The following is a 22,944-nucleotide window of genomic DNA, read 5'->3' as shown; positions in this document are numbered from 1 at the left end:
TCTAGAAACGGTCCGAGCGTATACCACACGCAAGGCCCAATACATCTCACGTAGCAACATTTCGGACCCAACATGATCATGGTCATCCGTTCTATATTAAACCGTTATATCTCTATCCAGGTCGTGTGCATGGATTTCGTGGCGCCAGATGGGAATATCGCGCCATTCCCAGGGCGCATTGACGATATCTGCAAGCGATGATGGGTTATTACACCAATAGAGCAGGCCATAGCGGGTTGCACGATGACCAATCACGACAATGGTTTTACCATCATAATCGCGTAAGGCAGCGCGCAAAAAGGTACCGACGCGTTGGACAGCCATGACGACACTCTCCCCATGAGGGAATGGCTCAACGATACGTTGTGGAAATTCTTCATCTATTTGCTCAATGGGATATTGTGTCATATCCCCATAATCGCATTCACGCAACCTGGCATCACGATACATAGGGAGTCCACGGCTAGCAAAGGCAATCTCGGCGGTCCTCCAGGCACGTTGCAGATCAGAACTATAGATAGCATCCAATGTCACCTGAGCATAGTGCTCTCCACGGCTCTTAGCTTGTTGCAGACCAGCTTCTGAGAGGGGCACATCTACATAACCAGAAGCGCGTTTCGCTTCATTATCAATACTGGTCGCATGCGGGGAATAAAATATTGTCAGCATTCGCGCCATAATCCTCAATTATAATCTAACATTTCTAGCCGGAGTCTAACATGCGAAAAGCTAATTTTCAAGATGGGCATCCATTATACAATGGGAAACGTATCATAGGTAGTAGTATTATGCGATCTTTTGCGTTATTTGTTGAGGATAAAAAGATGAAAGAGTATCCACGTGATCTGCCCCCTTGTCCTATTTGTGGCAATGTCCTGTTCTTTGCCGATCCGGCCGATATCCAAAAACTTTATGGATAGCTCTCTATGGATATATAGTAAAAAAGTACCAGAAGAGATCCAGAGATCCTAAAGCGAGTGGCCTGTACATGGTATAGTCGATAAACTATAATTTATACTACGCGAAAATTTGTTCTTTCCATGGCAGTTTGTTCTTCGCTGATCATTTATAGAGGGAGTGTTTTTCGCTATCGAATAGTTTAGATTGTGAGGTATAATAGGGCCACAGATATTAGCGTTTCAAGGCAACACGCTGACAGTAGACTGTCTGGTGCCGATAGGTGTGGCATACACAATCCAGGCTAAACCCACCTGGCCAGTCTGGTCCAGGGATAAGAGAAGAGAAGAGAAGAGAGAAGAAATACGTATGGCAAAATTACCTGATCCCGCCCCGCAGGAAGAGACTTCAACCATCTCGGAACTGCGATCCGCAGTCAGGCAAACTGAACACCGCTTTGAAGTTACCTTTGAGCAGGCAGCGGTTGGCATGGCGCATGTGGCGCTGGACGGCAGATGGCTCTATGTGAACCAGAGGCTATGCGACATCACTGGCTATCAACGCGATGAATTGATAGGCATGACCTTTCAAGAAATGACGTTTTCTGAAGATCTGGCGGCAAATCTGGCCTATATTAAACAGCTTGTCGCCGGTGAAATTTCTACTTATTCCATGGACAAGCGCTATATACACAAGGATGGCCATCTGGTCTGGGCCCATCTGACGGCCGCGCTGTCCCGCGATGAAGATGGGACACCACAGTATTTTATTTCGGTGATAGAAGATATCCACGAGCGCAAGAAGTTGGAAGAGGATCTCTATCATCAGCGTCAGGCGTTTATGGCGGTGGTGGAGAACGCTCCAGACATCATTACACGCTATGATCGCGCTGGCCGCTTCCTCTATATTAATCCGGCTGGCTGCAAGGTCGCTGGTCGTGCCCAGGAAGAGATTGTTGGTAAGACCCATGCAGAAAATGGGTTTCCCGAGCAACATAATCGGCGCTGGCAGCATGCGATAGCGGAAGTGTTCCGCACGCAAAAACCACTTGAACTGGACCTGGATTTTACGGGTCCGACTGGCCGGCGTTTCTATCAAGCAAATCTGGCACCTGAATTCGATGCCAGGGGGCGGATGATTTCGATATTGAGCGTGACCCGCGACATCACTGACCGCAAGTTGATAGAGGAAGAACGAGTTCACCTGCTGGCCGCCGAAAAGCAGGCACATGCGGAAGCCGAGGCTGAACGCCAGCGACTCTACGATCTCTTCATGCAGGTACCTGCCCTCGTATGTCTACTCAAAGGACCTGAACATGTCTTTGAGTTCGCCAATTCGCGCTACATGCAAATCGTTGGAAACCGCGAACTCATCGGCAAGACGATCCGTGAGGCCCTACCAGAAGTAGCTGATCAGGGTATCTATGAGTTGCTGGATCAAGTGTACGCCACAGGCAAGGCGTTCCATGGCAATGAAGTACTTGTGATGATTGATCGCAAACTGAATGGACATTTAGAAGAGGGATTCTTTAACTTTGTCTATCAACCAGCCCGTGATACCAATGGAGAAATCAATGGTATCATGGTACATGCCGTCGAAGTTACCGAGCAGATTCGCAATCGTAATCACTTGAGGTCGAGTCAACAACGACTACAACTGGCTCAGCAAGCCGCCCATATCGGCACCTTCGAGTGGATGATCGCGAAAAACGAGATTATCTGGACCCCCGAACTGGAAGCGCTCTATGGCTTGCCCGCAGGCGGTTTTGAGGGTCGCTACGAAAACTGGGCACAACGTGTCCATCCAGCCGACCTGGCACGAGCCGAGGAAAGCCTGCAAGGCTCGATCAACGGTGGCCCCCCATATAATGTGGAGTTCCGGGTCGTCTGGCCCGATGGCTCACAACACTGGATGCTTGGTAAAGGTGAAGTTGCTAAAGATGAAAATGGACGTGCAGAACGTGTCTTTGGTGTGAATATCGACATCACTGAACGTAAAGAGGCCGAGCTACAACTGGCGAAGACACTGGAGCAGGTTGGCTTTATTGCATCCTCCAGTAAACTGCTGGTTGCCTCAATGGACTATCAAGAAGTACTGGTTCATGTAATCAAAAACGCCATTCCAGCTATCGCCGATTGGTGTCGCATCGACCTGCATAGCACCGAAGCCGGCATTCAACCACTACGCATCTCTTATCCCGATACACTGCTGAAAACCCAGGAACTGAACTTTAAGCTGGAAGATCCTGCCACCGTGACCATTCCAGCGGTGATTGCCAGTATCAGAGAGGAAAAGACGCCAGCGCTCTACACTCATCTAAACGACAAGGATCTGCAAGAGCTCACCTATGATCCCACCGAACAGAGCCTGCTACGCGCCCTGCACGCGGAATCCGCAATAGTGATGCCGCTCACCGTTCAGGGCCAGATTGAGGGCACCATCACCTTTGTCGCCTCGCGCGAACGCGGCTCCTATACCATGGGAGACCTGAATATCGTTGAGGAACTGGCCAGCCGCGTCGCGACGGCGATTGAGCGCGCCCGCATCTACCATAATCTACAGGATTTAAATGCGAACCTGGAGGAGCGCGTCGCCCAGCGTACCGATGAGTTGCGTATGCTCAATGCGAATCTTGAACGCAGTAATCAGGAGCTCCAGGAATTTGCCTATGTGGCTTCACATGATCTGCAGGAACCGCTGCGTAAGATTCAAGCCTTTGGTAATCTGCTTGAAGAAGAATACGGTGCGGAAATCAGTGATGGAAAAGAGTATCTGGATCGCATGAGGAACGCGGCCGCTCGTATGCGTGTCCTGATCGATGATCTGCTCACCTTCTCGCGAGTCGCCACCAAGACGCTCCCCTTCTCACCGATCAGCCTGGATCTGGTTGCACGTGATGTGATAGAGGATCTGGAAACACGCATTCAGGAGACACAAGGCACGATCGAACTGGGCGAATTGCCTACCATTGAGGCTGACTCACGGCAACTCTATCAGGTCCTACAAAACCTGCTGGGCAATGCGCTAAAATTCCATCGTCCCAACGTGCCTCCGGTCATCAAAGTCTCGGCCACCATTGAAGAAAACAGCCAGCTAGACGAATTCTACAGTGGGCCCAACTGCATTCTCACGGTCCAGGATAATGGCATCGGCTTTGACGAGAAATATCTGGATCGGATCTTCACTGTCTTCCAGCGTTTACATGGGAGGACAGAATACGAAGGCACAGGCATTGGCCTGGCAGTTGTACGCAAAATTGTAGAGCGGCATGGCGGTACCATTACTGCTACCAGCACCATTGGCGAGGGTTCCACCTTTATTGTGACCTTGCCAGTAACGCATTAAACAAAGGATGTAGACATTCCATGATGAATTCCAATAGCATCGTTATTTTAATGGCAGACGATGACGAAGATGATATTCTTCTGACCCAGAAAGCATTACAAAAAGGAAAATTGCTCAATACTTTATATAGTGTTAGTAATGGAGAAGAACTATTAGATTACCTGCTCCATCGCGGCAAATATACCAATACTGATAACACGGATGCCCCATTGCCTGGCTTGATTCTACTAGATCTCAACATGCCCAAAAAAGATGGACGCGAGGCACTGCGTGAGATCAAAAATCATCCCGAACTCAGAGATATTCCCATCGTGGTCTTCACGACATCAAAGGCAGAAGAAGACATCTATCGCTCCTATAAATTAGGTGTTAACTCGTTTATTACGAAACCAGTAACCTTTGACAAATTGATCGAAGTCATGCAAGCGCTGGGAAAATATTGGTTTGAGGTTGTCACCTTGCCAGACAAATCAAAGAAGGGCACGTATGGAACTACAGCGAACGACGATTCTACTCATTGAGGACGACGAGGAGGATTATATCCTCCTCCGAAAAGTGCTCACCAGGATGCGCCATGCTAAATACGACCTGCAATGGGAGAGCGATCCGAACGCTGGACTCACCAGGATGCTGGCCGGCCAGCATGACCTGTGTTTACTCGACTATCGTCTGGGCGCTCAGAATGGTATTGAGCTGATCAAGAAGGCACGTAGCATGGGCTATGCACTGCCAATTGTGCTCTTGACGGGTGCCAATGAATCTGAAATCGATATCATGGCCCTGCAAGCTGGCGCGGACGACTATATATCAAAGGAAAATTTGCAAGAGGATCTGCTCCGTCGTATTATTCGTTATGCGATTGAGCGTAAAAAAGCTGAGCGCGAACGCGAAAAATTGATCAGTGAGCAACTTGCCAGCCAGGAACTGGAGAAGAAGCGCAATGAGTTTATCAGCATGGTGGCTCATGAACTGCGCACGCCTCTAACCAGTTTAAAGGCCCATGCCCAGATTCTGCGCAAGCGCTTCCTACTCAGTGGTGACGAGCAGGTAGTGCGCACCACCTCACGCATGAATACACAGATTAATAAGCTGACCGACCTCATCAGCGATTTCCAGGATGTCACCCGCATCGAAGGTGGAAAACTCCAGTTTCGCGAGGATTACTTTGCCTTTGATGAGCTGGTCGCGGAACTGATCGAAGAGATCCAGCCAGTTACAGAGAAACATCTGCTCCTACGCGATGGTGAAACCAACAAAACCGTCTGGGGCGATCGTGGGCGTATTGGTCAGGTAATAACTAACTTATTGATGAATGCCATCAAATACGCGCCCGCCAGCGATCGTATCATCATCAAAACGACCGCCAATGACGACTCTGTAACTCTGGGCATTCAGGATTTTGGACCAGGTATCCCAAAAGGCAAACAAGAGAAAATCTTTGATCCTTTTTATCGCCTCACCGATGCCAGGCAGCAAGCCATCTCAGGACTTGGCCTGGGCCTCTACATTGCCTCTGAAATCATCCATCGTCAAGAAGGCAAAATCTGGGTAGAAAGCGAAGAGGGCTGCGGCTCCACCTTCTACTTCACCCTCCCCCTGGACCGCGAACATATTGAGAACACAGACGAACAGGATGCGAGCTAACCCCATCCAACCGTTCAAGAGAAAGGACCCTCCCCTTCTCTTGAACCATTCTCTCAAGCTACGCCAGAACAAACACAAAGCGGCAAGCGTCTTTATTTTTTAATCAGCAATGTCCTTTTGTCCTTCTCAAAGAGAAAAAGAAGCGGATACAGCTATAGAAGATGTATACTTTGTAGAACAGATACATACATGCCTATACACAAAGGAGCACAAGATGAGAAAAGGACTGGCAGTACTATTAATGAATATGCTGGCATCTGAACTTGGCTATGAAATCAGATGGATTAGTGATAGTCCTGAAAATAGTTCAGACGTCATTCTACTAGATAATAATGCCGGTGATAGCAGGAGTTTTAGTGGGATACAAAAATTTGAACTGGCCGTTGAATGGCTACGCCAAAAGATGTAAAAATTTGTATACGTTTATGCGACCTGCTTCACCCTCCTTCTGGCTATAATCTATCCACCTCAATCACCAGAACACAGGTCGCTAACACCTGGCCAAATAAGAAGCCACAGCGCATCCAGAATGCGTATCAAACTCAAACAATAGCCCCGCCACTATTCAAGCATGGGCACTAAAAATTCCTCCTCCTCATTTCTGACCCTTTGTACAGGAACTATCACTGCTTTTGGACAGTGAGTATAAAACCTTTTACACCCTATACTAAAACAGTAATCACGAACTAGAGAAACTAAGCTTGAATAGAAAGGGTCTTACGACAATGCCAGCACAAACACTGATCATTCCTTTTCGCGTGCCAGAAGAACAGGATAAAATTTTCCAGCAACAATGGCCTGCCACAGTAGAATCATTCAGCCATACGCCCGGCTTTTTGCGTGCCCGACTCTACGCATGGAGTCCTGAGGTCACAACATATGTGGAAAATCATATCTTCAATATGAAATGGCTAGAGACGCGCTTCCGCTTTACCACTATCATTGAATGGGACGCAAACACATATGATCGAGCAGACAGGCACATAGATCTGGTCAAACAAAACATATCCTTCCCTTCCTATCCAGCCTATTATCGTCTGTATGGCGGTATCGGTCAGGCAGTTCAGGCTGAAAGACTACAAGAAATTAAAACGGGACAGGAATTTACTTTTATCGTTCCTTTTGAGGTTCCTGAAGGTGAGGAGGAGAAGATGCGCGAAGAGTACAGGCGCGTTGTGGCGGATATGGCTCGTACCGATGGGGCGTTAGGACCAGGACTCTATGAAATAGATACTCAGGCCGTAGCCGGGCTTGCCAGCGAGACGCCGTTCCACTTTTTTAATGTGGCTGAGTGGCTTTCAGTAGCAGATTACAAGGCCGCGATGGATTCACGACGCCGGATTAAGCCGATTACCTTTACCGGTCATGGAACCTATTATCGTCTTGCCGCTACGTATACGTATACGGACTATAAAGATTGATGTAATGTCCGCACAGCATGAAAGATTATTAGTGTAAAACAACAAACTAATGCTATAAACACACAAGGAAAAATAATCATGATCAAACTAGCCATCATCATCGGAAGTACGCGCCAGAAACGTAAAGGCGAGGTGATAGCTCGCTGGGTGCGGGAGATTGCGGCAAGTCATAGTGAGGTGGAGGCGGAACTGGTGGATCTCAAAGATTTTAAGCTGCCACATCTCGGTGAAGAAGTATCCACAGAGATGGAGCCACACAATCAAGCAAACCTGCAAGCATGGTCAGAGAAGATCGCTAGCTTCGATGCTTACATCTTTGTGACGCCCGAGTACAACCATGGTCCATCCGGCGTACTCAAGAACGCTATTGATCATCTCTATAGTGAATGGAACAATAAAGCTGCAGGCTTTGTTGGCTATGGATATATAGGTGGGGCACGCGCGGTAGAACATCTACGGCTAGTCATGGGCGAGATCCAGGTCGCCGACGTGAAAGGTCAGGTCGCGATCTCCCTATCATCCGATTTCGAGGACTACACACTCTTTCAGCCACGCTCATTCCAGGGGGAGGCAGTCAATACGATGCTCGATCAGCTTATCGCCTGGGGCGGCGCGCTGAAAACGCTACGCGCCACCCCTGTAGCCAACTAAATGCTGTCAGGAAAGCTATCCTGGAGGCTTAGAGGCACGTTGCCTCCCTAAACGGTGGCGCGTTGGAATGTACGGGTCACCCAGAAGATCGCGACTAGGGCCAGCAGGCCGATCAGCAGGTAGCCCTGGATAACGTCGCCGCTGGCCAGATTACCGGTGAAGAGTGCTCGGGCCGCGTTGACTGCATAGGCAAAGGGATTAAATCTGGCCAGCAGGCGCAGGATTGGTGGGGCCAGCGTCAAGGGCAAGGTTATGCCTGAAAGTAAGAAGATTGGCAAGCTTAAGGTATTGAGGATGGATGAAAGGGCGTTCTCGTCCTTGAGCAGGAGCGCGAGGGCGTAAGAACATGAGGAAAGGCAGAGCGCAAGCAGGATCAACAGGCCCAGGGTCAGCACCAGACCAGCCAAATTGATGTGTACTCCTAGTGGCAACGCTATGGCTATAAGCAGAATCGATTGTAGCAGGAGTACCACACAATCTCGGAGGAGATAGCCAAGGGATAGTGCAAGTCGGCTGAGGGGGGTGACGCGCAGGCGTTCAATAAAACCTGAGCGCAGTTCGGCGACGAGGCCAAAGCCGGTAAAGGCGGACCCAAAGAGGGCCATCATAACCAGAACTCCAGGTGTGAAGACGGTCAGGGCTCCTCCCGCTGGAAAGCCAGGCACACCTGAAACGGATTGTAACAGCGGCGCAAAGAGGAAAAGATAGCATAACGGCTGGAAGAGTCCGATGAGAGGCCAGACTGGATTACGCAGGGTCTGCCCCATGATCCAGGAGAATAGCAGCCAGGTGTCGCGTAATAGTTTCATGGCGATCCTTCCTTGTGCTGAAGGTATACAGCATACATTGGATGAACATATACAGCATATATCGAAAGATGGTAATTCATAAGAGCAAGAGCAATTACAAGCTAATCGCGTTGGCAGTATCCTCCCGCAGCGAGCGTCCTGTCTGTTGCAGGAAGACATCGTCGAGCGATGGACGGGTCAGGGCGACGCTCTGTACCGCAATGCCTGCGCCCTCTAGCAGATGCAGCAGGACGACCAAGGCTTCTTCACCTTGATCCACATAGACATATAATTCTGCCTGGTCACTCTTCATTTCTCGGACGCCTGGTTGGTTACGCAATAATTGCTGCGCCTGCTCCACTGCTGTCTCTGGACGTGTCAGGCGAAACGTCACAACATCGCCCGCGATCTGCTGTTTGAGCTTGGCTGGCGTACCTTCGGCCACGATCTTACCACCATCGATGATCGCCAGACGATCACACAGGCTGTCAGCCTCCTCAAGATAATGCGTGGTCAGGAAAACCGTCGTGCCCAGGGCATGCAAGCGGCGCACTTCATCCCAGAGATAGGCCCGACTCTGTGGATCAAGGCCCAGGCTGGGCTCGTCCAGGAACAGAATCTTTGGTCGATGCACGATACCCAGCGCCAGATCCAGGCGGCGGCGCTGACCTCCCGAATAAGTACGGATAGGTCGATCGATAAAGGTCTCCATAGCGAATTGCGCCACCAGTTCCTGCATTCGCTGACGTGCCGCAGTTCCAGCCATACCATAAGCATGAGCCTGAAACAGGATATGTGCACGACCGGTCGCGCCATCACCGCTCCCCCTGACCTGTCCGACATAACCAATACACTCGCGTACCCGGGCAGGTTGGCGTGCCAGATCAAAGCCGGCCACGCGAGCCCGGCCCTGATCTGGCTTGAGCAGTGTCGCTAGAATACGTACCGTGGTCGATTTTCCAGCCCCATTTGGACCCAGGAAACCAAATATCTCGCCCTCAACTACGTGCAAATCCAGCCCCCGTACCGCCTCAACCACAGCGCTTCGCACGCGAAAGCGCTTCCAGACATCCTCAAGATCGATCAACGCCATATGATAATTTCTCCTTTACGTAAAATATATACATACCACATGTATGTATAATAGCAAAAAAAAGAGAGCTCCTATACGCGAGCAATACCCTGTAAAAAAAGGTCCACGGCATCTTCCGCATAGCTCTGAAGCGAAAAGGACGTAGGATCAACCAACCAGAGCGAGGTCATACCGTTAATAATGCCCAGCGCAGCGGTCGCAGCCGCCTCTGGACGCACATCGGGCCGAATCTCACCAACGGCGATCCCCTGCTGGATCAGGCCAGCAAAGAATTGGATAGAGGCACGATTGCCCTGAATTTTCTCCTGCATACCCTCAGCGAGTTCAGGCGAAACCTCCGTCTTCAACAAGGTCAATTCCAACATACTACGAAAATCAGCATCCTGCTCGGGATAGGTCAGCCAGCTCAAAAGGATCCGACGTAGCGCTTGCAATGGGGTTCCTCCCTGCGTATAGATAGCCTGAAATTGGGTTGCCACCCGTTGATAGCATTCGCGCACAAGCGTATTAAAAAGATCAGCCTTACTGCCAAAATGCCACTGGATGGCCCCACGCGTGATCCCGGCCCGCCGGGCAATATCCTCAAGCGTGGTGGCCGCATAGCCATTGGTGTGAAAACTCTCTAGCGCGGCATCCAGCAAGCGTTTACGGGTAAGGGCGGCATCTTCTTTTGTCTTACGCATAGGACTGTCATCAAGCTCCTTCACATATATACATACCATATGTATGTATATTGTGTCAAGCTTCAACATTGTATAAGACATCTGGTGAGATAAACTAGATCTTCACCAGATGTCTGCGTGTTACTTGTTCAGGAAAGAGGAGATGATTGGTAGGAGGAGATCCGGTTGGAAAATAATGTTGTAATGAGTAACACCCGGCAGGATGGCGAGTTGAGAAGGGACCATGTGTTCGCCACTCCAGCCAGCATCTTTCAAGCCTCCACCGAGAAGGGCAAAGAATTCCGCGGCACGAGCAGGCGCGAAAGAATCAGAGTCGCCGGCTATGATCAGAGTAGGCAGCTTTAAAGTCGAAACAGCCTCGGTCCAGTCATATTCCCGGCTCATACCTTCCTTCATTTTACCTACAAAGGCTGCAAAATCCTCTGGCTTTGGCGCAACCTGCTTATAAGCATCATAGACAGGAGTACTAATCAGTCCATCAACATTAATAGCGCCCATGCCTGCCTGCACTTCTGGATACCAGCCGGTATGCTTGATGGGAATGGAGATAAGCACGAGTTTGTTGATGAGCTCTTGGTGGCGGATGGCGGTCTGAAGCGCTACGAGACCTCCAAGCGAATAGCCAAGGATGTCCGGTTTCTCAAGTTCAAGGTAATCGATCAGGCCAGCGATATCATCGGCCATCTGGGCAAAATCGATAGGACGATCGGTCAGCGCGGTCCGTCCGTGGGCATAAAGATCAACACCGATAACCTGATGTTCACGCATCAGTGTGGGCGAGAGTGCTGAGAACATATCAAAGGTGCCAAAACCACCGTGAAGCATGATCAAGGGCTTGCCAGTACCATGAACCTCATAGTAAAGGTTGATGCCATTTACGGGTGCATGATTTCCAGTTGGATTATGTGTATTAGCCGCCATTATCAAAATACTCCTTCAATGTTTCATTATAACAGAGTAATGATCGCTAATCTTCTATTCTATTTGCAAAGATAAAATCGGAAGAATACTATACGAGCTTACGTGAGAGATCACAGTTGGTGCCAAACGGATACGATCCTCAGGACAGTAGCGCATTGATGCCTATCAACTTTTTCTCTCCATCTTCTTCAATGCTGGATTTACTAGCAGTGCAAGCGTCACTAACAAGTAGATACTTCCCATAATAATCAGTGCCATCTGCATGCCAAGCCAGCTAACCAGATAGCCTGACAAGAGGACACCAATGGGGATCCCACCCAGGCTAGCTGCGCCGATAACTCCGAGTACACGTGAGCGCATCTGCTCAGGGATGCGCTCATAGCCTAGCGTCATAAGCAATGGATTGATGGGTCCAATGGCCAGCCCGGTCACGGCCTGTACAACTAACAGAAATGGAAGAAATGGGAAGAAGGCCAGGGCCAGAAAGCGCGTGCCACCACCCAGGGTGAAAGATATGCCTAGCGTGAGCCGACGTGGTAGCCGATGTCCAATCGCTCCATAGATAAGCGTGCCTAGGAATGCGGCTCCCCCGAAGACACCAATCAGGGCACCGAGCGGCCAGGGACTCTGAAAGTAGGTATGCACATATACTGGATAAATGACTGAGAAAAGAGCACTATCCAGTAGATTTGTGATCAGGACGGTCATCAGAATAGAGAGTATTAATGTATCTCTCGCAATGAATTGTAGCCCTTCACGTAGCTCTGCCAGATAACGGTGTATGCCACTGTTCGCGCCCGCTGTATGCGAGCGGGATAGCTTACGAGGGACCATGAGACCAATCAGTATCGCTGATACCGCGAAGGAGAACGCATCCAACCAGAGGAGATTATTCGCGCTAACCCAGACCATGATCAAGGCCGCCAATGGCGCTCCTAATAAGCCTGCCAGGCGGCTTAGACCATCGCTGATCGACGTGGCGCGCTCCATCGGTACCCGCGCCTCTCGTACCAGTTCTGGCAAGAGCGAAGAGCGCGCCACCTCTCCAGGCGCTTTAAGCAAGCCACCCAGAAAAACAAAGGTTAGCAGTAACCAGAAAGGCAGGCTGGCCAGCATATACAGCAGCGGTATAGCCAGCGTACACGCGCAACTGGCAATATCCGCCAGCACGCTTGTACGTTTGTAGCCCAGGCGATCAACCAGAATCCCACTAAAGAAGGATGAGAGTATCAGAGGCAGGGTAGCAATGGCCGCAGTCAACGCCGTTTGCTCGATACTACCGGTTGTCTGCAACACAAACCAGGGAACGGCCAGCATCGTCAAACGATCTCCGACCAGCGAGATACAATTAGCAACATAAAAAGCGTACAGTGGCACATGCACCGGGGCCTGTCCTGGATCCGTCTCGGTTGAGAAGGGGTGCTTATCGTTAGTCGCAGCCAGCATATATCAATTTTCCTCCGTGAAAGTATCTAGCTTCCGATATGTTTCCCGCTCAAAAAGCGTTGAAAAGCTGGCCCGTTCTTTGACACTCTCAAAGGTCACCAGCAGCGCGGGACGGCCCTGGGCCTCAACTTCGTTGATCGGCAACAGACGCATGCGTGGATGTTTTTGCCAGAAACGCAGTCCTTCTGGTGCGGCCAGAGCATAACAATCAAGTGCCGCCCAGTTGTCCGAACCACAGAACGGACAGGACGTATTGATAGTATGATGTAGTCGGGAACTCCCTTTCAGCCAGGTTGGTGCCGTTATCGGTAACTCATACCTGACAGGTACAGTTTTGTCGCAATGGGTACAGGCAACATACCCCCGCTCAAGTCCTGAACCATAGAAGGTATCAACCCAGCGCAAGACACGCCGCAGCGCAGGCTTATAGCTCTGTATGCCCCGTAAAGTCTGAGGCAGATAGCTGGAAGTGATGACATCATCAGGATGAGAACAACATACGGGACACTTGACACGCACAAAGCCTGCTTGAGCATCTATCGTTCCCAGCAAACGTTGCTGTCCACACAGCACACACCAGAGGCTGGTTTCTTCCCACTCGCTAGCAGTTTTTCTCACGAATTCCAGCCATGCCTGCGCCTCATGGCTCAACTCACCAGTTAACAGGTTGCGCAAAGCCAGCTTACCACGCTGCAGGCGCATCGCAAGCGCATTCGGACGCGCACCTATGCGGGCCGCCAGCTCCGCCAGCGGAGTTTCCTCAATATAGCGCTGGATCATCACCGTCCGCGTCTCCACTGGTAGCAAGGCCAGAGCGCGATCGAGTAGCTCAATTAATTCTTTATGCTCCAACGCGACCTCTATATCATAATCATCCGCAAGGAAATCGGCCGCATTGTATTCATCTCCATCTTCATCCTGGAGCAACAGTGGCTGCACCGGCTCACGGCCTGTTCGCCTGGCCCAACGCAAACACACATTACGCGTAATACCATTCATCCACTGCTTTTGTTTATCCACATCACGCAACATATGCAGATGGCTCCACGCCTCTAATAGTACCTCCTGCGCCAGATCCTCGGCGATATCAACATTTCCCGTAATAGAAGCACATAATTGGACAATGCGCGCACGCTCCGACAGGAGTTCACCCTCTAACGCGCTCGTTACTTGCAAAATCTGCTTATCCATGCATTTCAACCTTGCTAAAAGATATTGATATTGCTACCATCACCTCTATGTCGCACAACACCCACCAAAATTCACGTAAAAAAGTTTCTTTCTGGCAGCGCTAACTACTTTCGCTTATTTTTGAGCCATTTTACCGTGTCGAATGCAATAAAGCCAGATAACATCACACGTGATTGGTTGACATTTCTCTTTTTTTATATTATTATTTTTTTGTAGATTATTATAAATATTTATAGTAATCTATAGAGAAGGGAAAGAGCATGGCGAAGGCAGATATATTAATGCATCCAGTGCGGATGCGGATAATAGGTTTAATTAGCAGGCAGGCTCAAACCACGCAGCAACTGGCGAAGCAGATGGCCGATGTAGCAACTCCGACGCTCTATCACCATTTGAATCTGCTGGTGAAAGCAGAAATCCTACAGGTGGTCAAAGAGGAGCAGAAGCGTGGTACCTATGAGAAAACATATGCACTAGTCGAGGGCAGTTCAGTGCTGGGTACAGAGGATCTTTCACAAATGACCGCAGACGAACTAATGCATATGTTCCAGCTCTTTGTCAGCGTCTTGATCGGCGATTATGCTCAATACTTACAGCAAAAAAAGGATCGTGACTACAACGACATGGGTATGCGCCAGGCGCTATTGCATCTAAGTGATCAGGAATTCCAACAGTTTCTGCAAGAGCTCGGCACTTTCTTCCAGCCCTGGCTTGCCTATCAACCAGGCCCTGAACGGAGGCAGCGCCTTTTTAACACCATTGTTATGTCGATGCCACCATCCGAACAGACACAGGATGAAGCTAACAAAAATTCTGATTAGTATCTCTTAACGATTGATGCTCTATATATATAGATCTTTCTTCTATAGCAGTAAGGAAACTCGGAGGAATAAGATATGAACATAGACAGCACGACCCACACAATTAATCCTACCGCACAAACAGCATCTCAACACGTAAATTGGAAAGGCGTTGCCTGGTATTTACTGGCGGCTTATGCCTTTGCCTGGATCATGTTTATCCTGCTCAAGCAGCTTGGAGTGCCCTTTACTACACGGGCCGCACTCGGCATGTTTGGTCCTGCCGTAGCCTGTCTCCTGGTACGCCTCATACGCCATGAAGGCTTTGCCGATGCCGGCTTACGTCTGCGCAGTAAAGAGCTCAAGGGACAAAAGCACACCTGGCTGTTTTATGTGGCGGCCTATGTCGTACCGATTGCGCTACTGACAGTCGGATTTACACTGGCGATCCTGTTCAATCTCCAGCAATGGGACATGGCAGGCAAAGTACAGGCCTTGTTGAAAGTGCTGCCTGCGCAGAATAGAACACTGGGCTCAACGACCCTGGTAGGATGGCTAGGCATTGTAGAGGCCTGCACTATAGGTGTACTGGTCACTATGATCGCCACCTTTGGAGAAGAGTTTGGCTGGCGTGGCTACCTGCTACCACGGCTCCTGCCACTTGGACCCATCAAAGCCACGCTACTGCTGGGTGTCATCTGGGGCTTCTGGCATGCACCATTGATCGTGCTGGACGGCTACGAGTTTGGTGGCCTCTATCCTCTCCTTGGCGTCTTCTTCTTCATGCTCACTACCATCGCATATAGCATACTCTTCACCTGGCTACGCCTGCGGACCGGCAGCATCTGGCCAGCCGTCCTGGCCCACGCCACCATCAACTCGGTAGCAAGCGCCGCCTTTGGCTTCGCCATCACTACAGGTAATCTCTACATCGGAGCCCCACTGGGGCTGATAGGACTGCTTCCCTGGTTCGTTTTCGCCGCCTGGCTGATCCTGACCAGACGCCTTGCGCAACCCACGGTTCAGCAAACAGCACCGTCCACAGAAAATCCCAAAGAGAACTAAAGCACTCAGGATGAGGATATATCTTTCCTCATCCTTTTCTCTACCTGCTGAGATCTATGTAAGTTGGGCCGCCAGACGTTTGGGGGCGATAAGGCGATAACTATCTTTGACCAGATCATTGACCATCTCCCAGTCAATATCGATATCAAACCACAGACCGATCCAGCCTTTACCCCCCACATAGGGTGGTACAAAAAACTGGGTAGGATCAGAATTGACCAGCGCCTGCTGCGCGCCCGCTGGCGCCTTGCACCAGACCGTCATACGACCATCCACTGGATGTTGCATCGCGAAAATCTTATCTCGCACCCGGAAAGTAGGATTCCCTACTCCACCACCCTCGGTTGCCTCCGGTAAAGCCATACAGAACGCGCGCAAACGCTCAATTGGATCTTCCTGCATCCCTTTTCGTCTCCTCACAACATTAGAACTTTATTTCTAGTTCCAGTATGCCCTAAAGCAAAAAGAAATGCAAGTGCGCTAAACCGACCAGGACTTTTATCTAGCCTGCTGCTTGCTTTGCACGTTATCTATAGTATCCAGATATGAACTTTCGCATTTCCAACACAAAAAAAGACATGTTTTAGCCAGCGTCTTCTGCTCTCAAAGGTTTATCAAAGTAGATATAATAACCATAAAATAGAGAGGAAAACGCTGGCTAAGACGGTACACATTTATAAGTGAAACGAGAATATCTTATGACTTTGCATGACGATCGCCAGAGACTTTCGTCTTTAAACTATGCCATTGAAGATTCGAAAGGGCCAATTGCGCTTTCATCTGCTGCAGTTCATCTTCGCTTAATAACTCTTCCGCCAGATAACAACAACGTCCTAGATGCTCCTGCTTGACAACCCGTTCCATCGGCCAGACAAACCAGCCATGTTTCTTCAATTGGCGTAATGCCTGAAGATCATCCATGAATAAATTTTTTAGTTGTTCAAAAACACTCATCTTCATCTTCCTCGCTTGATCTCGACATTGAGATGTACCAGAGTAGTATTCTATTCTATGAGCATACCATAATTATGCTCTGTTACGGTATAGACATTTTGTCCATATTGAAGCACTCAGATCCATATTTCGTAACCTCTACTTATTCGGCTGCTATGAATCAATATGATTTAGTAACTAAATAGAATCACGGACGTATTATAAGTAACGTTTCATCACATAAGCTAAATTTAGTACAGGTCGCTACTGGATAGATTAAAGTATTATTATAGCTCTGCTTATGATATGTATAGAAGGGATTCTCAATGAAAAAAATTGATCAACGCTTTCCGAAGAAACTAATCATCACCTCTTATTGGCCGCGCAGAACTGCCGAAGAAAACAACATTGGCTATGGGGTGACCCGCAAACATATCTTCTATTATCTGGTTATTTCGCCATTCGAACGTAGCCTGGGCTGGTTTGTTGATCCACGCGTGCGGCCAGCAGTATCACCCATTGTGCGCATGATGATGCTTTTTTTACCACTCATCGCCACCTCCATAGCGCTTGGAGGACGAAAGTATAACGGATTCTACACCTTGGATGATCAAGGTCGTCCTCTTACTTTTCTGGGCCACTTACCTGCAGCAGAGACATCAGGCCGGGTCGGAATGGGGCGCAAGAAATTTATACGCCAGCTCAGAAACTTACCAGTAGATTGATAGACGTTTATCTACTATCACCGCAAGATTCGGATAGCATCCTCAACCATTCTCGTCTATACTAACTCTTGTACTGAAAAAGTCACATGAGCTGGACAGAACTTGAGGACAATCGAGTATGAAAGTCAAAGACATTGGGATGCTTTTCTTGCTGGCGGTGATGTGGGGCGGCTCGTTTCTATTTATGCGTATCGCGTCTCCCGTACTTGGACCGGTAGTATTAATCGAACTACGCACAATGATCGCGGGCCTGGCCCTGCTACTATACGTCAAAGCTATCGGACGGCCGTTGGATTTGCGCGCTCGCTGGCGGCATTATCTGATTGTAGGTATTATCAATTCAGCGCTACCTTTTACGCTTATAGCGACGTCAGAACTGTTTCTGACGGCCGGACTGGCTGCGATTCTTAATGCAACCACACCACTGTTCGGCGCAATTGTGGCGGCCCTATGGATCAAGGATCGCCTGACCCTTAAAAAGATGTTGGGGCTGCTACTGGGAATTATTGGTGTGGGGATACTGGTAGGCTGGAGCCCACTGCCACTTACATCGGGAGTAATCCTGGGCATCCTGGCGATGATGGGCGCCTCAGCATTCTATGGAGTTGGCGGCGTCTATACAAAAGTCTATATGAAAGGTGCCAGTCCACTGGCGATGACGGCTTGCTGTCAGCTAGGGGCGGGCCTGTTTTTGCTGCCGTTTACAGCTGCATTCCCAGCTCGGCACGTTCCCGATCTCTCTGTGATCATCTCGGTCGCTGGTCTGGCGCTGGTGTGCACGGCCCTCGCCTACCTGCTCTATTTCCGCCTGATTGAGAATGTTGGACCTACCAATACGATGACTGTGACATTTCTGGTACCCTTCTTCAGTATCTTCTGGGGCGCCCTCTTCTTGCATGAAACGGTAACTCTAAGTACTTTTATTGGCTTCGGGATTATTCTACTGGGAACCGGCTTTGTGGTCGGACTGCGCTTACCACGCAAAATTGGATCCGGTCGCAAGCAGCCTGCATTGCTACATGGAGAGGATGCGCTTCAGTCACAGGAGCCATCACAATCCAGCAAAAGTGAAAGCGAAGTATACTAACTTCCACAGAGGATAGATAATATAGTCCTCACATAAAGCGAGCGGCCTGGCAAAGTTACCAGACCGCTCGCTTTATTTATAGTAAGAACTACTCGTGAATAGTAGCAGGAATTTCCTTGCCTTTAGGGATAAAGCGGATCGACAGAGAGTTGACGCAGTGACGTGTATTCTTGGCCGTCAGACGCTCACCTGTGAAGACATGTCCCAGATGGCCGCCACAATTAGCGCACGTAATCTCGGTCCTGTAACCATCGGCATCCGTCTCGCGGCGTACAGCATTAGGATAATTCTCATCAAAGGCGGGCCAGCCACAGCCACTATTGAACTTGCTCTCCGAAGAGAAAAGAGGAGCGTTACAACGACGACAGATGAATGTTCCATCTGCGAAAAATTCATCATATTCATTTCTAAATGGGGCCTCAGTCCCCTTATGCAGAATTACCCGCTCTTCTTGAGGTGTCAATTTGTTCATGTATGTCTCTTCCTTTAATTGTATGGAATTGTAGCTCTAAAAAAACATCTCTACATGATGCTAATGTATATAACAATGAACAGTCAAGTTTGTGTTCCCAGGAGGGTGCCATTCATTTTTTTGCAAGCGTAGCCATGGGCCCATCCCCTCATACATCTCAAGTCACGATAGATCATCCCCAACATGATCATGATGAGGGACGTTCACGTGGGCCGTCTCCTCGCCCCCTGTCAAAGCACCTGTTTAAAATCATAATCGCCATCTCCTCACCCTATGTCAAAGTACCTGAGCATGTCCACGATGGTATGCATATCGTTGCAAAAATGGGCACACTGCAGTGTACCCAATATACTCTAAACATAGGTTATCCACAGGATTACACCGCTTATACACATGTCTTCAGGAGTTGTACACAAAGCTTCCACATAGTTCAACAAAAAGTTGTGGATAAACTACTAGCGGCCATCCAGGCTGATCAGCTACACTTTTGTATAAGAGAATGGTTCTACCTCCCTCTCGGAAATGTGATTATTTCTTTGTTTTTATCTAGCTACTGATTCATTTATAGTAAGAGGGGAGATTGTTATGCCAGCACCAGTGGTGACATCAGAGATTACACGACCGAGTGCGCTGCGCCATCGGCCGATCGGGGCAGAGACGGAAGAGGTGCGCTTTGTGACGCCCAGAGCGTCAAGGACACTTCCTAGACAGGAAGTACATACAACCGGGAGTCACGCTCCTGCGAAGAAGTTAACAAAGCACAGGGAACAGCCATACGCACAGAGGCATAACTTTCACTGGTCGCTGATCGCTGGCCTGACCATGCTCGGCATGCTACTCGTGTTCTGGCTGGCCCAGCAAGCTATTGGCTGGGGAATGACTACCTATGATGATATGCGCTATGGACGGCCAAGAACCGTCCAGACCGACGCGTTTGTGGGCCATGAGAGCGGCACCACTCCCAGCCACTTTATCGCCCTGAACGATCATGGCCGGGTCGAAATCATCGAGATGCCCGGTGGAGATCCTGCGCACGCCCGCATCTTCCTGGGTCCACAGATATGGGGAGCGCAGGCCGATCTGGTCCCGGTCAATATCAACTTCATACCTGGCAGCGCCGGAAGCAAGCAGATGGATATGGATGTCTCATTTCAAAATAATCATGTGCGCTTCCACAATGAAAAAGGGACATTTGTCCTGCAAACACATTGAGTAGAAATAGAGCAAGCGCAGCCTGACAGCAAATGCAGTCTCTTAAGACTATATGCAATATCACAGGCTGCGCTTCGCGATCTCGGTATTGACTAAGAGTGTTGGCCGGAAAACGCTAGATCATTAACAGAAGCGACACGGGCTGCAAAGCGACGTTGAACCTCTTGCAAGCTAGAGGGACGACCATGCCCAAAGTAAACACGCTGAACCGAGGCACGAAGAAGCTTCGCAATGCTTTGATGCAGGAGCGGGACATCGTCAGCAAAAAAAGGATAGAGCGGATGATTCTCCCGCCAGAGGGAGCCAGCCAGCACATCTCCAGCGATGCCGATGCCTTCTGGATGCAGAAACGTAATGGAACCGGGACTATGTCCTGGTGTGTGGATAACCTGTCCTGCGATTCCATATGGTGAAAGAGCCATGCCTGCTTCTAGCAAGATATCAGGTTCAAACGGCTCAATGTTCGGCTTTGTAATCGCCTTGATCAGATGGCCAATAGGGCGAATAGGACGTGGTATCGGAGCCAGGCCACGCCTCATCCATTCCACTTCCAGCGCGTGGATCGCCACGGGTACATGCAAGCGCCGGCGCAATTCATTTGCGTTGCCTGCATGATCAGAATGTCCATGGGTGAGCAGGATGAGCGATATGTCCTGCATGGACACATTCCGCTTCTTCAATTCATCCAGGAGCTTATCGGCCATGCCGGGGAGACCAGTATCCACCAGCACATCTCGCTCTCCATGGATAATATACGCATTGACAAAACCTAATGCTATAGGCTCTATCACCGGTCTATTGCCTTTCATACGTTCAAACCCTTTCTCTTTATAAAGATCAATATTTAGCGTGTAGAACCTGTCAGGATCTGCTGGAGATAGTGATCGAGCTCACTCCAACCAGGATTTGGCTGAATAAAGCCAAGATATTTATCCGGTCGTACAAGATAGGCGGTCGTAATGCCAAATTGATGGTATAAAGAGAGATCACGACCACGATCACTCCAATATTGCACATCCTCTGGTAGCCAGTCAGGACGTTGATAGGATGTACCAATTACCCGTATATCGAGGATACCTGGATAACGTCGCGCGCTCTCAGTAAGCAGTTGCAATAACGCCGCACGCTGATTCTGCTTTTCTCCTATGAAGAGCAGCAAGGTATGTTGTGTTCCCTTTATCAGCTCAAAAAGATGCTGATAGGACTGGGTAATACCATCAAAGAAGCGTTGATCTGGCGCACGATCGCCTGCTTGCAAGCGTAAAGCATGTCCCTTCACAATTGGCGAGTGACGATAATGATGGGCAAGCTGAGAGAAGGAGAATGTGAGGAATTTTGGTAGAATATACGAGCTACCTACGGCTTGCATGAGCAGATCGCGCGCGGCAGCCTGACGTCCTTCTTTCATTAACATCGCGGTGACCCCAAGATGGGTTGTGCGGATGACTCCTTTAATGACACTGGCACGCTCGCGTTGATAGCTATCTAACAGCCCATCGTGCGCATCTCCATGAAAAACATAAGCCAGCTTCCAGCCCAGATTATAGGCATCGGCGATACCCAGATTCATCCCTTGACCACCAAAAGGCGTGTGGATGTGGGCCGCATCGCCAATCAAAAAGATGCGTCCTTGCCGACTATCTGTCACCTGGCGATGTGCGAGATTAAAGGTCCAGAACTGCTCGGCCGCCAGCACCTTTCCATCTATGCCTGTACGTTCCAGGCTATGCTGGGCATCTTCTCTATCTGGCTCAACCAGGCGACCTGCACGGTCACGCGTCTGGGTGTATGCCATACGGTAAGTATTCTCTCCAGGCAACGGAAAAACGCCGAAAATGCCTTCGCGATCACCACTGAAGGTCATCTCATTGCGTGGGAGCGGCCAACTAATCTTCGCATCGCAGAGCACCCAATCGTCAGCATAGGCCTCACCCACAAAATCTATGCCTGCGAGGGTGCGTACGGTGCTTTTGGCGCCATCGGCCCCGATCAGCCAGGAAACGCTCACCTGTTCCTCCCGACCATCCGCATGGCGCAAGCGCGCCTCCACCGCATCCGCGTTCTGCTGCATACCAACCAGCTGCACACCACGCTCAACAGGAATATTGATCTCCTCCAATTTCTTCATCAGGATATATTCAGTACGGTATTGCGGCAAATCAAGCATAAAAGGATAAGGAGTATGTTTTAAGCGACTGAAATCCAGTCGCAGCCTATCCTTATAGCGTGTCCGTAGAGCAAGGATATCAACCTGTTGACCTTCAGCCAGAAATGTATCAATCACGCCAAGATCAGCAAAAATTTCCAATGTTCGTGCGTGGATAGCCGCCGCCTTAGAGAGCTGCAGGGGCTCAGCATGCTTATCGATAATACGCAATGGTACATTATAACGTGCTAATTGCAATGCTAATGTCATACCTGATGGACCCGCCCCAACAATAAGGACAGGGTGTTGCTGTACGTTCATAAGGACAACCTCTTTCGTAGACATCCGCCTATAACATTGTAGCTAAACTTCTATTTTCAATAGTTTCCTGGCAGCAATCACAGCTGGACAGATGCCAGAAGAG

23 protein-coding genes are annotated in these 22,944 nt (G+C 49.5%); 11 read left to right on the top strand and 12 right to left on the bottom strand.

The features are described 5' to 3' along the window. Positions 1 to 96: 96 nt before the first annotated feature. Positions 97 to 669, bottom strand: coding sequence for a histidine phosphatase family protein (locus EL633_RS33300; protein ID WP_161982661.1), 573 nt, complete (start codon positions 667 to 669; stop codon positions 97 to 99). 597 nt (positions 670 to 1,266) lie between these two features. Here EL633_RS33300 and EL633_RS33295 point away from each other — a divergent pair. The 6 genes from EL633_RS33295 (at position 1,267) to EL633_RS33270 (ending at position 7,958) form a co-directional block, all read left to right on the top strand. Continuing rightward, on the top strand, positions 1,267 to 4,242 hold the full coding sequence (locus EL633_RS33295; RefSeq protein ID WP_126631513.1) for a PAS domain S-box protein: 2,976 nt from the start codon (positions 1,267 to 1,269) through the stop codon (positions 4,240 to 4,242). Positions 4,243 to 4,262: 20 nt separating this feature from the next. Then, a complete protein-coding gene (locus EL633_RS33290) occupies positions 4,263 to 4,763 on the top strand; it encodes a response regulator (protein WP_218027633.1) in 501 nt (166 codons plus the stop codon). Beyond that, on the top strand, positions 4,729 to 5,886 hold the full coding sequence (locus tag EL633_RS33285; protein WP_126631512.1) for a sensor histidine kinase: 1,158 nt from the start codon (positions 4,729 to 4,731) through the stop codon (positions 5,884 to 5,886). Before EL633_RS33290 ends, EL633_RS33285 begins: the two co-directional genes overlap by 35 nt. Before the next feature lie 214 nt (positions 5,887 to 6,100). After that, positions 6,101 to 6,295, top strand: a complete 195-nt coding sequence (locus EL633_RS33280) for a hypothetical protein (protein WP_126631511.1) — start codon at positions 6,101 to 6,103, stop codon at positions 6,293 to 6,295. Positions 6,296 to 6,611: 316 nt separating this feature from the next. Continuing rightward, positions 6,612 to 7,307, top strand: coding sequence for a hypothetical protein (locus EL633_RS33275; protein ID WP_126631510.1), 696 nt, complete (start codon positions 6,612 to 6,614; stop codon positions 7,305 to 7,307). A 78-nt stretch (positions 7,308 to 7,385) separates the two neighbouring features. Continuing rightward, positions 7,386 to 7,958 carry an NADPH-dependent FMN reductase gene (locus tag EL633_RS33270; RefSeq protein ID WP_126631509.1) on the top strand — a complete coding sequence of 191 codons (573 nt, stop codon included), beginning with the start codon at positions 7,386 to 7,388 and terminating at the stop codon, positions 7,956 to 7,958. A gap of 47 nt (positions 7,959 to 8,005) precedes the next feature. On the opposite strand, the gene EL633_RS33265 is transcribed toward EL633_RS33270, so the two are convergent. The 6 genes from EL633_RS33265 to EL633_RS33240 form a co-directional block, all read right to left on the bottom strand. Further along, a complete protein-coding gene (locus EL633_RS33265; RefSeq protein ID WP_126631508.1) occupies positions 8,006 to 8,767 on the bottom strand; it encodes an ABC transporter permease in 762 nt (253 codons plus the stop codon). 94 nt (positions 8,768 to 8,861) lie between these two features. Further along, positions 8,862 to 9,839, bottom strand: a complete 978-nt coding sequence (locus EL633_RS33260) for an ATP-binding cassette domain-containing protein (protein ID WP_218027632.1) — start codon at positions 9,837 to 9,839, stop codon at positions 8,862 to 8,864. A 71-nt stretch (positions 9,840 to 9,910) separates the two neighbouring features. After that, positions 9,911 to 10,522, bottom strand: a complete 612-nt coding sequence (locus tag EL633_RS33255) for a TetR family transcriptional regulator (protein WP_161982660.1) — start codon at positions 10,520 to 10,522, stop codon at positions 9,911 to 9,913. Between the two features lie 120 nt (positions 10,523 to 10,642). Further along, positions 10,643 to 11,443, bottom strand: a complete 801-nt coding sequence (locus EL633_RS33250) for an alpha/beta fold hydrolase (RefSeq protein WP_246039313.1) — start codon at positions 11,441 to 11,443, stop codon at positions 10,643 to 10,645. Between the two features lie 165 nt (positions 11,444 to 11,608). After that, positions 11,609 to 12,889, bottom strand: a complete 1,281-nt coding sequence (locus EL633_RS33245) for an MFS transporter (RefSeq protein ID WP_126631505.1) — start codon at positions 12,887 to 12,889, stop codon at positions 11,609 to 11,611. Positions 12,890 to 12,892: 3 nt separating this feature from the next. Beyond that, positions 12,893 to 14,080, bottom strand: coding sequence for an RNA polymerase sigma factor (locus tag EL633_RS33240; protein WP_126631504.1), 1,188 nt, complete (start codon positions 14,078 to 14,080; stop codon positions 12,893 to 12,895). Positions 14,081 to 14,340: 260 nt separating this feature from the next. Between EL633_RS33240 and EL633_RS33235 the strand changes: the two genes are divergently transcribed. Then, positions 14,341 to 14,901, top strand: coding sequence for a helix-turn-helix domain-containing protein (locus EL633_RS33235; RefSeq protein ID WP_126631503.1), 561 nt, complete (start codon positions 14,341 to 14,343; stop codon positions 14,899 to 14,901). Between the two features lie 75 nt (positions 14,902 to 14,976). Continuing rightward, on the top strand, positions 14,977 to 15,945 hold the full coding sequence (locus EL633_RS33230) for a CPBP family intramembrane glutamic endopeptidase (protein ID WP_126631502.1): 969 nt from the start codon (positions 14,977 to 14,979) through the stop codon (positions 15,943 to 15,945). Between the two features lie 54 nt (positions 15,946 to 15,999). Here the strand turns inward: EL633_RS33230 and EL633_RS33225 are convergent, their stop codons facing one another. Beyond that, positions 16,000 to 16,347, bottom strand: a complete 348-nt coding sequence (locus EL633_RS33225; protein WP_126631501.1) for an MmcQ/YjbR family DNA-binding protein — start codon at positions 16,345 to 16,347, stop codon at positions 16,000 to 16,002. Between the two features lie 294 nt (positions 16,348 to 16,641). Beyond that, positions 16,642 to 16,899: a hypothetical protein gene (locus EL633_RS33220; RefSeq protein WP_126631500.1), complete on the bottom strand. Its 258-nt coding sequence runs from the start codon at positions 16,897 to 16,899 to the stop codon at positions 16,642 to 16,644. Positions 16,900 to 17,204: 305 nt separating this feature from the next. On the opposite strand from EL633_RS33220, the gene EL633_RS33215 reads away from it, so the two are divergent. Both EL633_RS33215 and EL633_RS33210 read left to right on the top strand, forming a co-directional pair. Then, entirely contained in the window at positions 17,205 to 17,603 is a 399-nt protein-coding gene (locus EL633_RS33215) for a hypothetical protein (RefSeq protein WP_126631499.1), read from the top strand. A 118-nt stretch (positions 17,604 to 17,721) separates the two neighbouring features. Further along, entirely contained in the window at positions 17,722 to 18,690 is a 969-nt protein-coding gene (locus EL633_RS33210; RefSeq protein ID WP_126631498.1) for a DMT family transporter, read from the top strand. An 88-nt stretch (positions 18,691 to 18,778) separates the two neighbouring features. Here the strand turns inward: EL633_RS33210 and EL633_RS33205 are convergent, their stop codons facing one another. Further along, a complete protein-coding gene (locus EL633_RS33205) occupies positions 18,779 to 19,162 on the bottom strand; it encodes a methionine-R-sulfoxide reductase (RefSeq protein ID WP_174845190.1) in 384 nt (127 codons plus the stop codon). Between the two features lie 585 nt (positions 19,163 to 19,747). Between EL633_RS33205 and EL633_RS33200 the strand changes: the two genes are divergently transcribed. Continuing rightward, positions 19,748 to 20,374: a hypothetical protein gene (locus EL633_RS33200; protein WP_126631496.1), complete on the top strand. Its 627-nt coding sequence runs from the start codon at positions 19,748 to 19,750 to the stop codon at positions 20,372 to 20,374. 92 nt (positions 20,375 to 20,466) lie between these two features. On the opposite strand, the gene EL633_RS33195 is transcribed toward EL633_RS33200, so the two are convergent. Both EL633_RS33195 and EL633_RS33190 read right to left on the bottom strand, forming a co-directional pair. Beyond that, on the bottom strand, positions 20,467 to 21,183 hold the full coding sequence (locus EL633_RS33195; protein WP_126631495.1) for an MBL fold metallo-hydrolase: 717 nt from the start codon (positions 21,181 to 21,183) through the stop codon (positions 20,467 to 20,469). A 35-nt stretch (positions 21,184 to 21,218) separates the two neighbouring features. Further along, on the bottom strand, positions 21,219 to 22,841 hold the full coding sequence (locus tag EL633_RS33190; RefSeq protein ID WP_161982659.1) for an FAD-dependent monooxygenase: 1,623 nt from the start codon (positions 22,839 to 22,841) through the stop codon (positions 21,219 to 21,221). Positions 22,842 to 22,944: the final 103 nt, after the last annotated feature.

It is taken from the genome of Dictyobacter alpinus, assembly GCF_003967575.1.
Lineage (GTDB): Bacteria > Chloroflexota > Ktedonobacteria > Ktedonobacterales > Ktedonobacteraceae > Dictyobacter > Dictyobacter alpinus.
The sequence above is the reverse complement of the archived record's forward strand: the minus strand, read 5'-3'. Positions and strand labels throughout refer to the sequence as shown.

Coding starts and splice junctions, on each gene's coding strand:
- EL633_RS33215 (WP_126631499.1), top strand. CDS start 17,205: ATGAAAAAAATTGATCAACGCTTTCCGAAGAAACTAATCATCACCTCT.
- EL633_RS33195 (WP_126631495.1), bottom strand. CDS start 21,183: ATGAAAGGCAATAGACCGGTGATAGAGCCTATAGCATTAGGTTTTGTC.
- EL633_RS33240 (WP_126631504.1), bottom strand. CDS start 14,080: ATGGATAAGCAGATTTTGCAAGTAACGAGCGCGTTAGAGGGTGAACTC.
- EL633_RS33300 (WP_161982661.1), bottom strand. CDS start 669: ATGCTGACAATATTTTATTCCCCGCATGCGACCAGTATTGATAATGAA.
- EL633_RS33285 (WP_126631512.1), top strand. CDS start 4,729: ATGGAACTACAGCGAACGACGATTCTACTCATTGAGGACGACGAGGAG.
- EL633_RS33225 (WP_126631501.1), bottom strand. CDS start 16,347: ATGCAGGAAGATCCAATTGAGCGTTTGCGCGCGTTCTGTATGGCTTTA.
- EL633_RS33280 (WP_126631511.1), top strand. CDS start 6,101: ATGAGAAAAGGACTGGCAGTACTATTAATGAATATGCTGGCATCTGAA.
- EL633_RS33260 (WP_218027632.1), bottom strand. CDS start 9,839: ATGGCGTTGATCGATCTTGAGGATGTCTGGAAGCGCTTTCGCGTGCGA.
- EL633_RS33200 (WP_126631496.1), top strand. CDS start 19,748: ATGCCAGCACCAGTGGTGACATCAGAGATTACACGACCGAGTGCGCTG.
- EL633_RS33205 (WP_174845190.1), bottom strand. CDS start 19,162: ATGAACAAATTGACACCTCAAGAAGAGCGGGTAATTCTGCATAAGGGG.
- EL633_RS33275 (WP_126631510.1), top strand. CDS start 6,612: ATGCCAGCACAAACACTGATCATTCCTTTTCGCGTGCCAGAAGAACAG.
- EL633_RS33220 (WP_126631500.1), bottom strand. CDS start 16,899: ATGAGTGTTTTTGAACAACTAAAAAATTTATTCATGGATGATCTTCAG.
- EL633_RS33255 (WP_161982660.1), bottom strand. CDS start 10,522: ATGCGTAAGACAAAAGAAGATGCCGCCCTTACCCGTAAACGCTTGCTG.
- EL633_RS33295 (WP_126631513.1), top strand. CDS start 1,267: ATGGCAAAATTACCTGATCCCGCCCCGCAGGAAGAGACTTCAACCATC.
- EL633_RS33290 (WP_218027633.1), top strand. CDS start 4,263: ATGATGAATTCCAATAGCATCGTTATTTTAATGGCAGACGATGACGAA.
- EL633_RS33250 (WP_246039313.1), bottom strand. CDS start 11,443: ATGGCGGCTAATACACATAATCCAACTGGAAATCATGCACCCGTAAAT.
- EL633_RS33265 (WP_126631508.1), bottom strand. CDS start 8,767: ATGAAACTATTACGCGACACCTGGCTGCTATTCTCCTGGATCATGGGG.
- EL633_RS33270 (WP_126631509.1), top strand. CDS start 7,386: ATGATCAAACTAGCCATCATCATCGGAAGTACGCGCCAGAAACGTAAA.
- EL633_RS33230 (WP_126631502.1), top strand. CDS start 14,977: ATGAACATAGACAGCACGACCCACACAATTAATCCTACCGCACAAACA.
- EL633_RS33245 (WP_126631505.1), bottom strand. CDS start 12,889: ATGCTGGCTGCGACTAACGATAAGCACCCCTTCTCAACCGAGACGGAT.
- EL633_RS33190 (WP_161982659.1), bottom strand. CDS start 22,841: ATGAACGTACAGCAACACCCTGTCCTTATTGTTGGGGCGGGTCCATCA.
- EL633_RS33235 (WP_126631503.1), top strand. CDS start 14,341: ATGGCGAAGGCAGATATATTAATGCATCCAGTGCGGATGCGGATAATA.
- EL633_RS33210 (WP_126631498.1), top strand. CDS start 17,722: ATGAAAGTCAAAGACATTGGGATGCTTTTCTTGCTGGCGGTGATGTGG.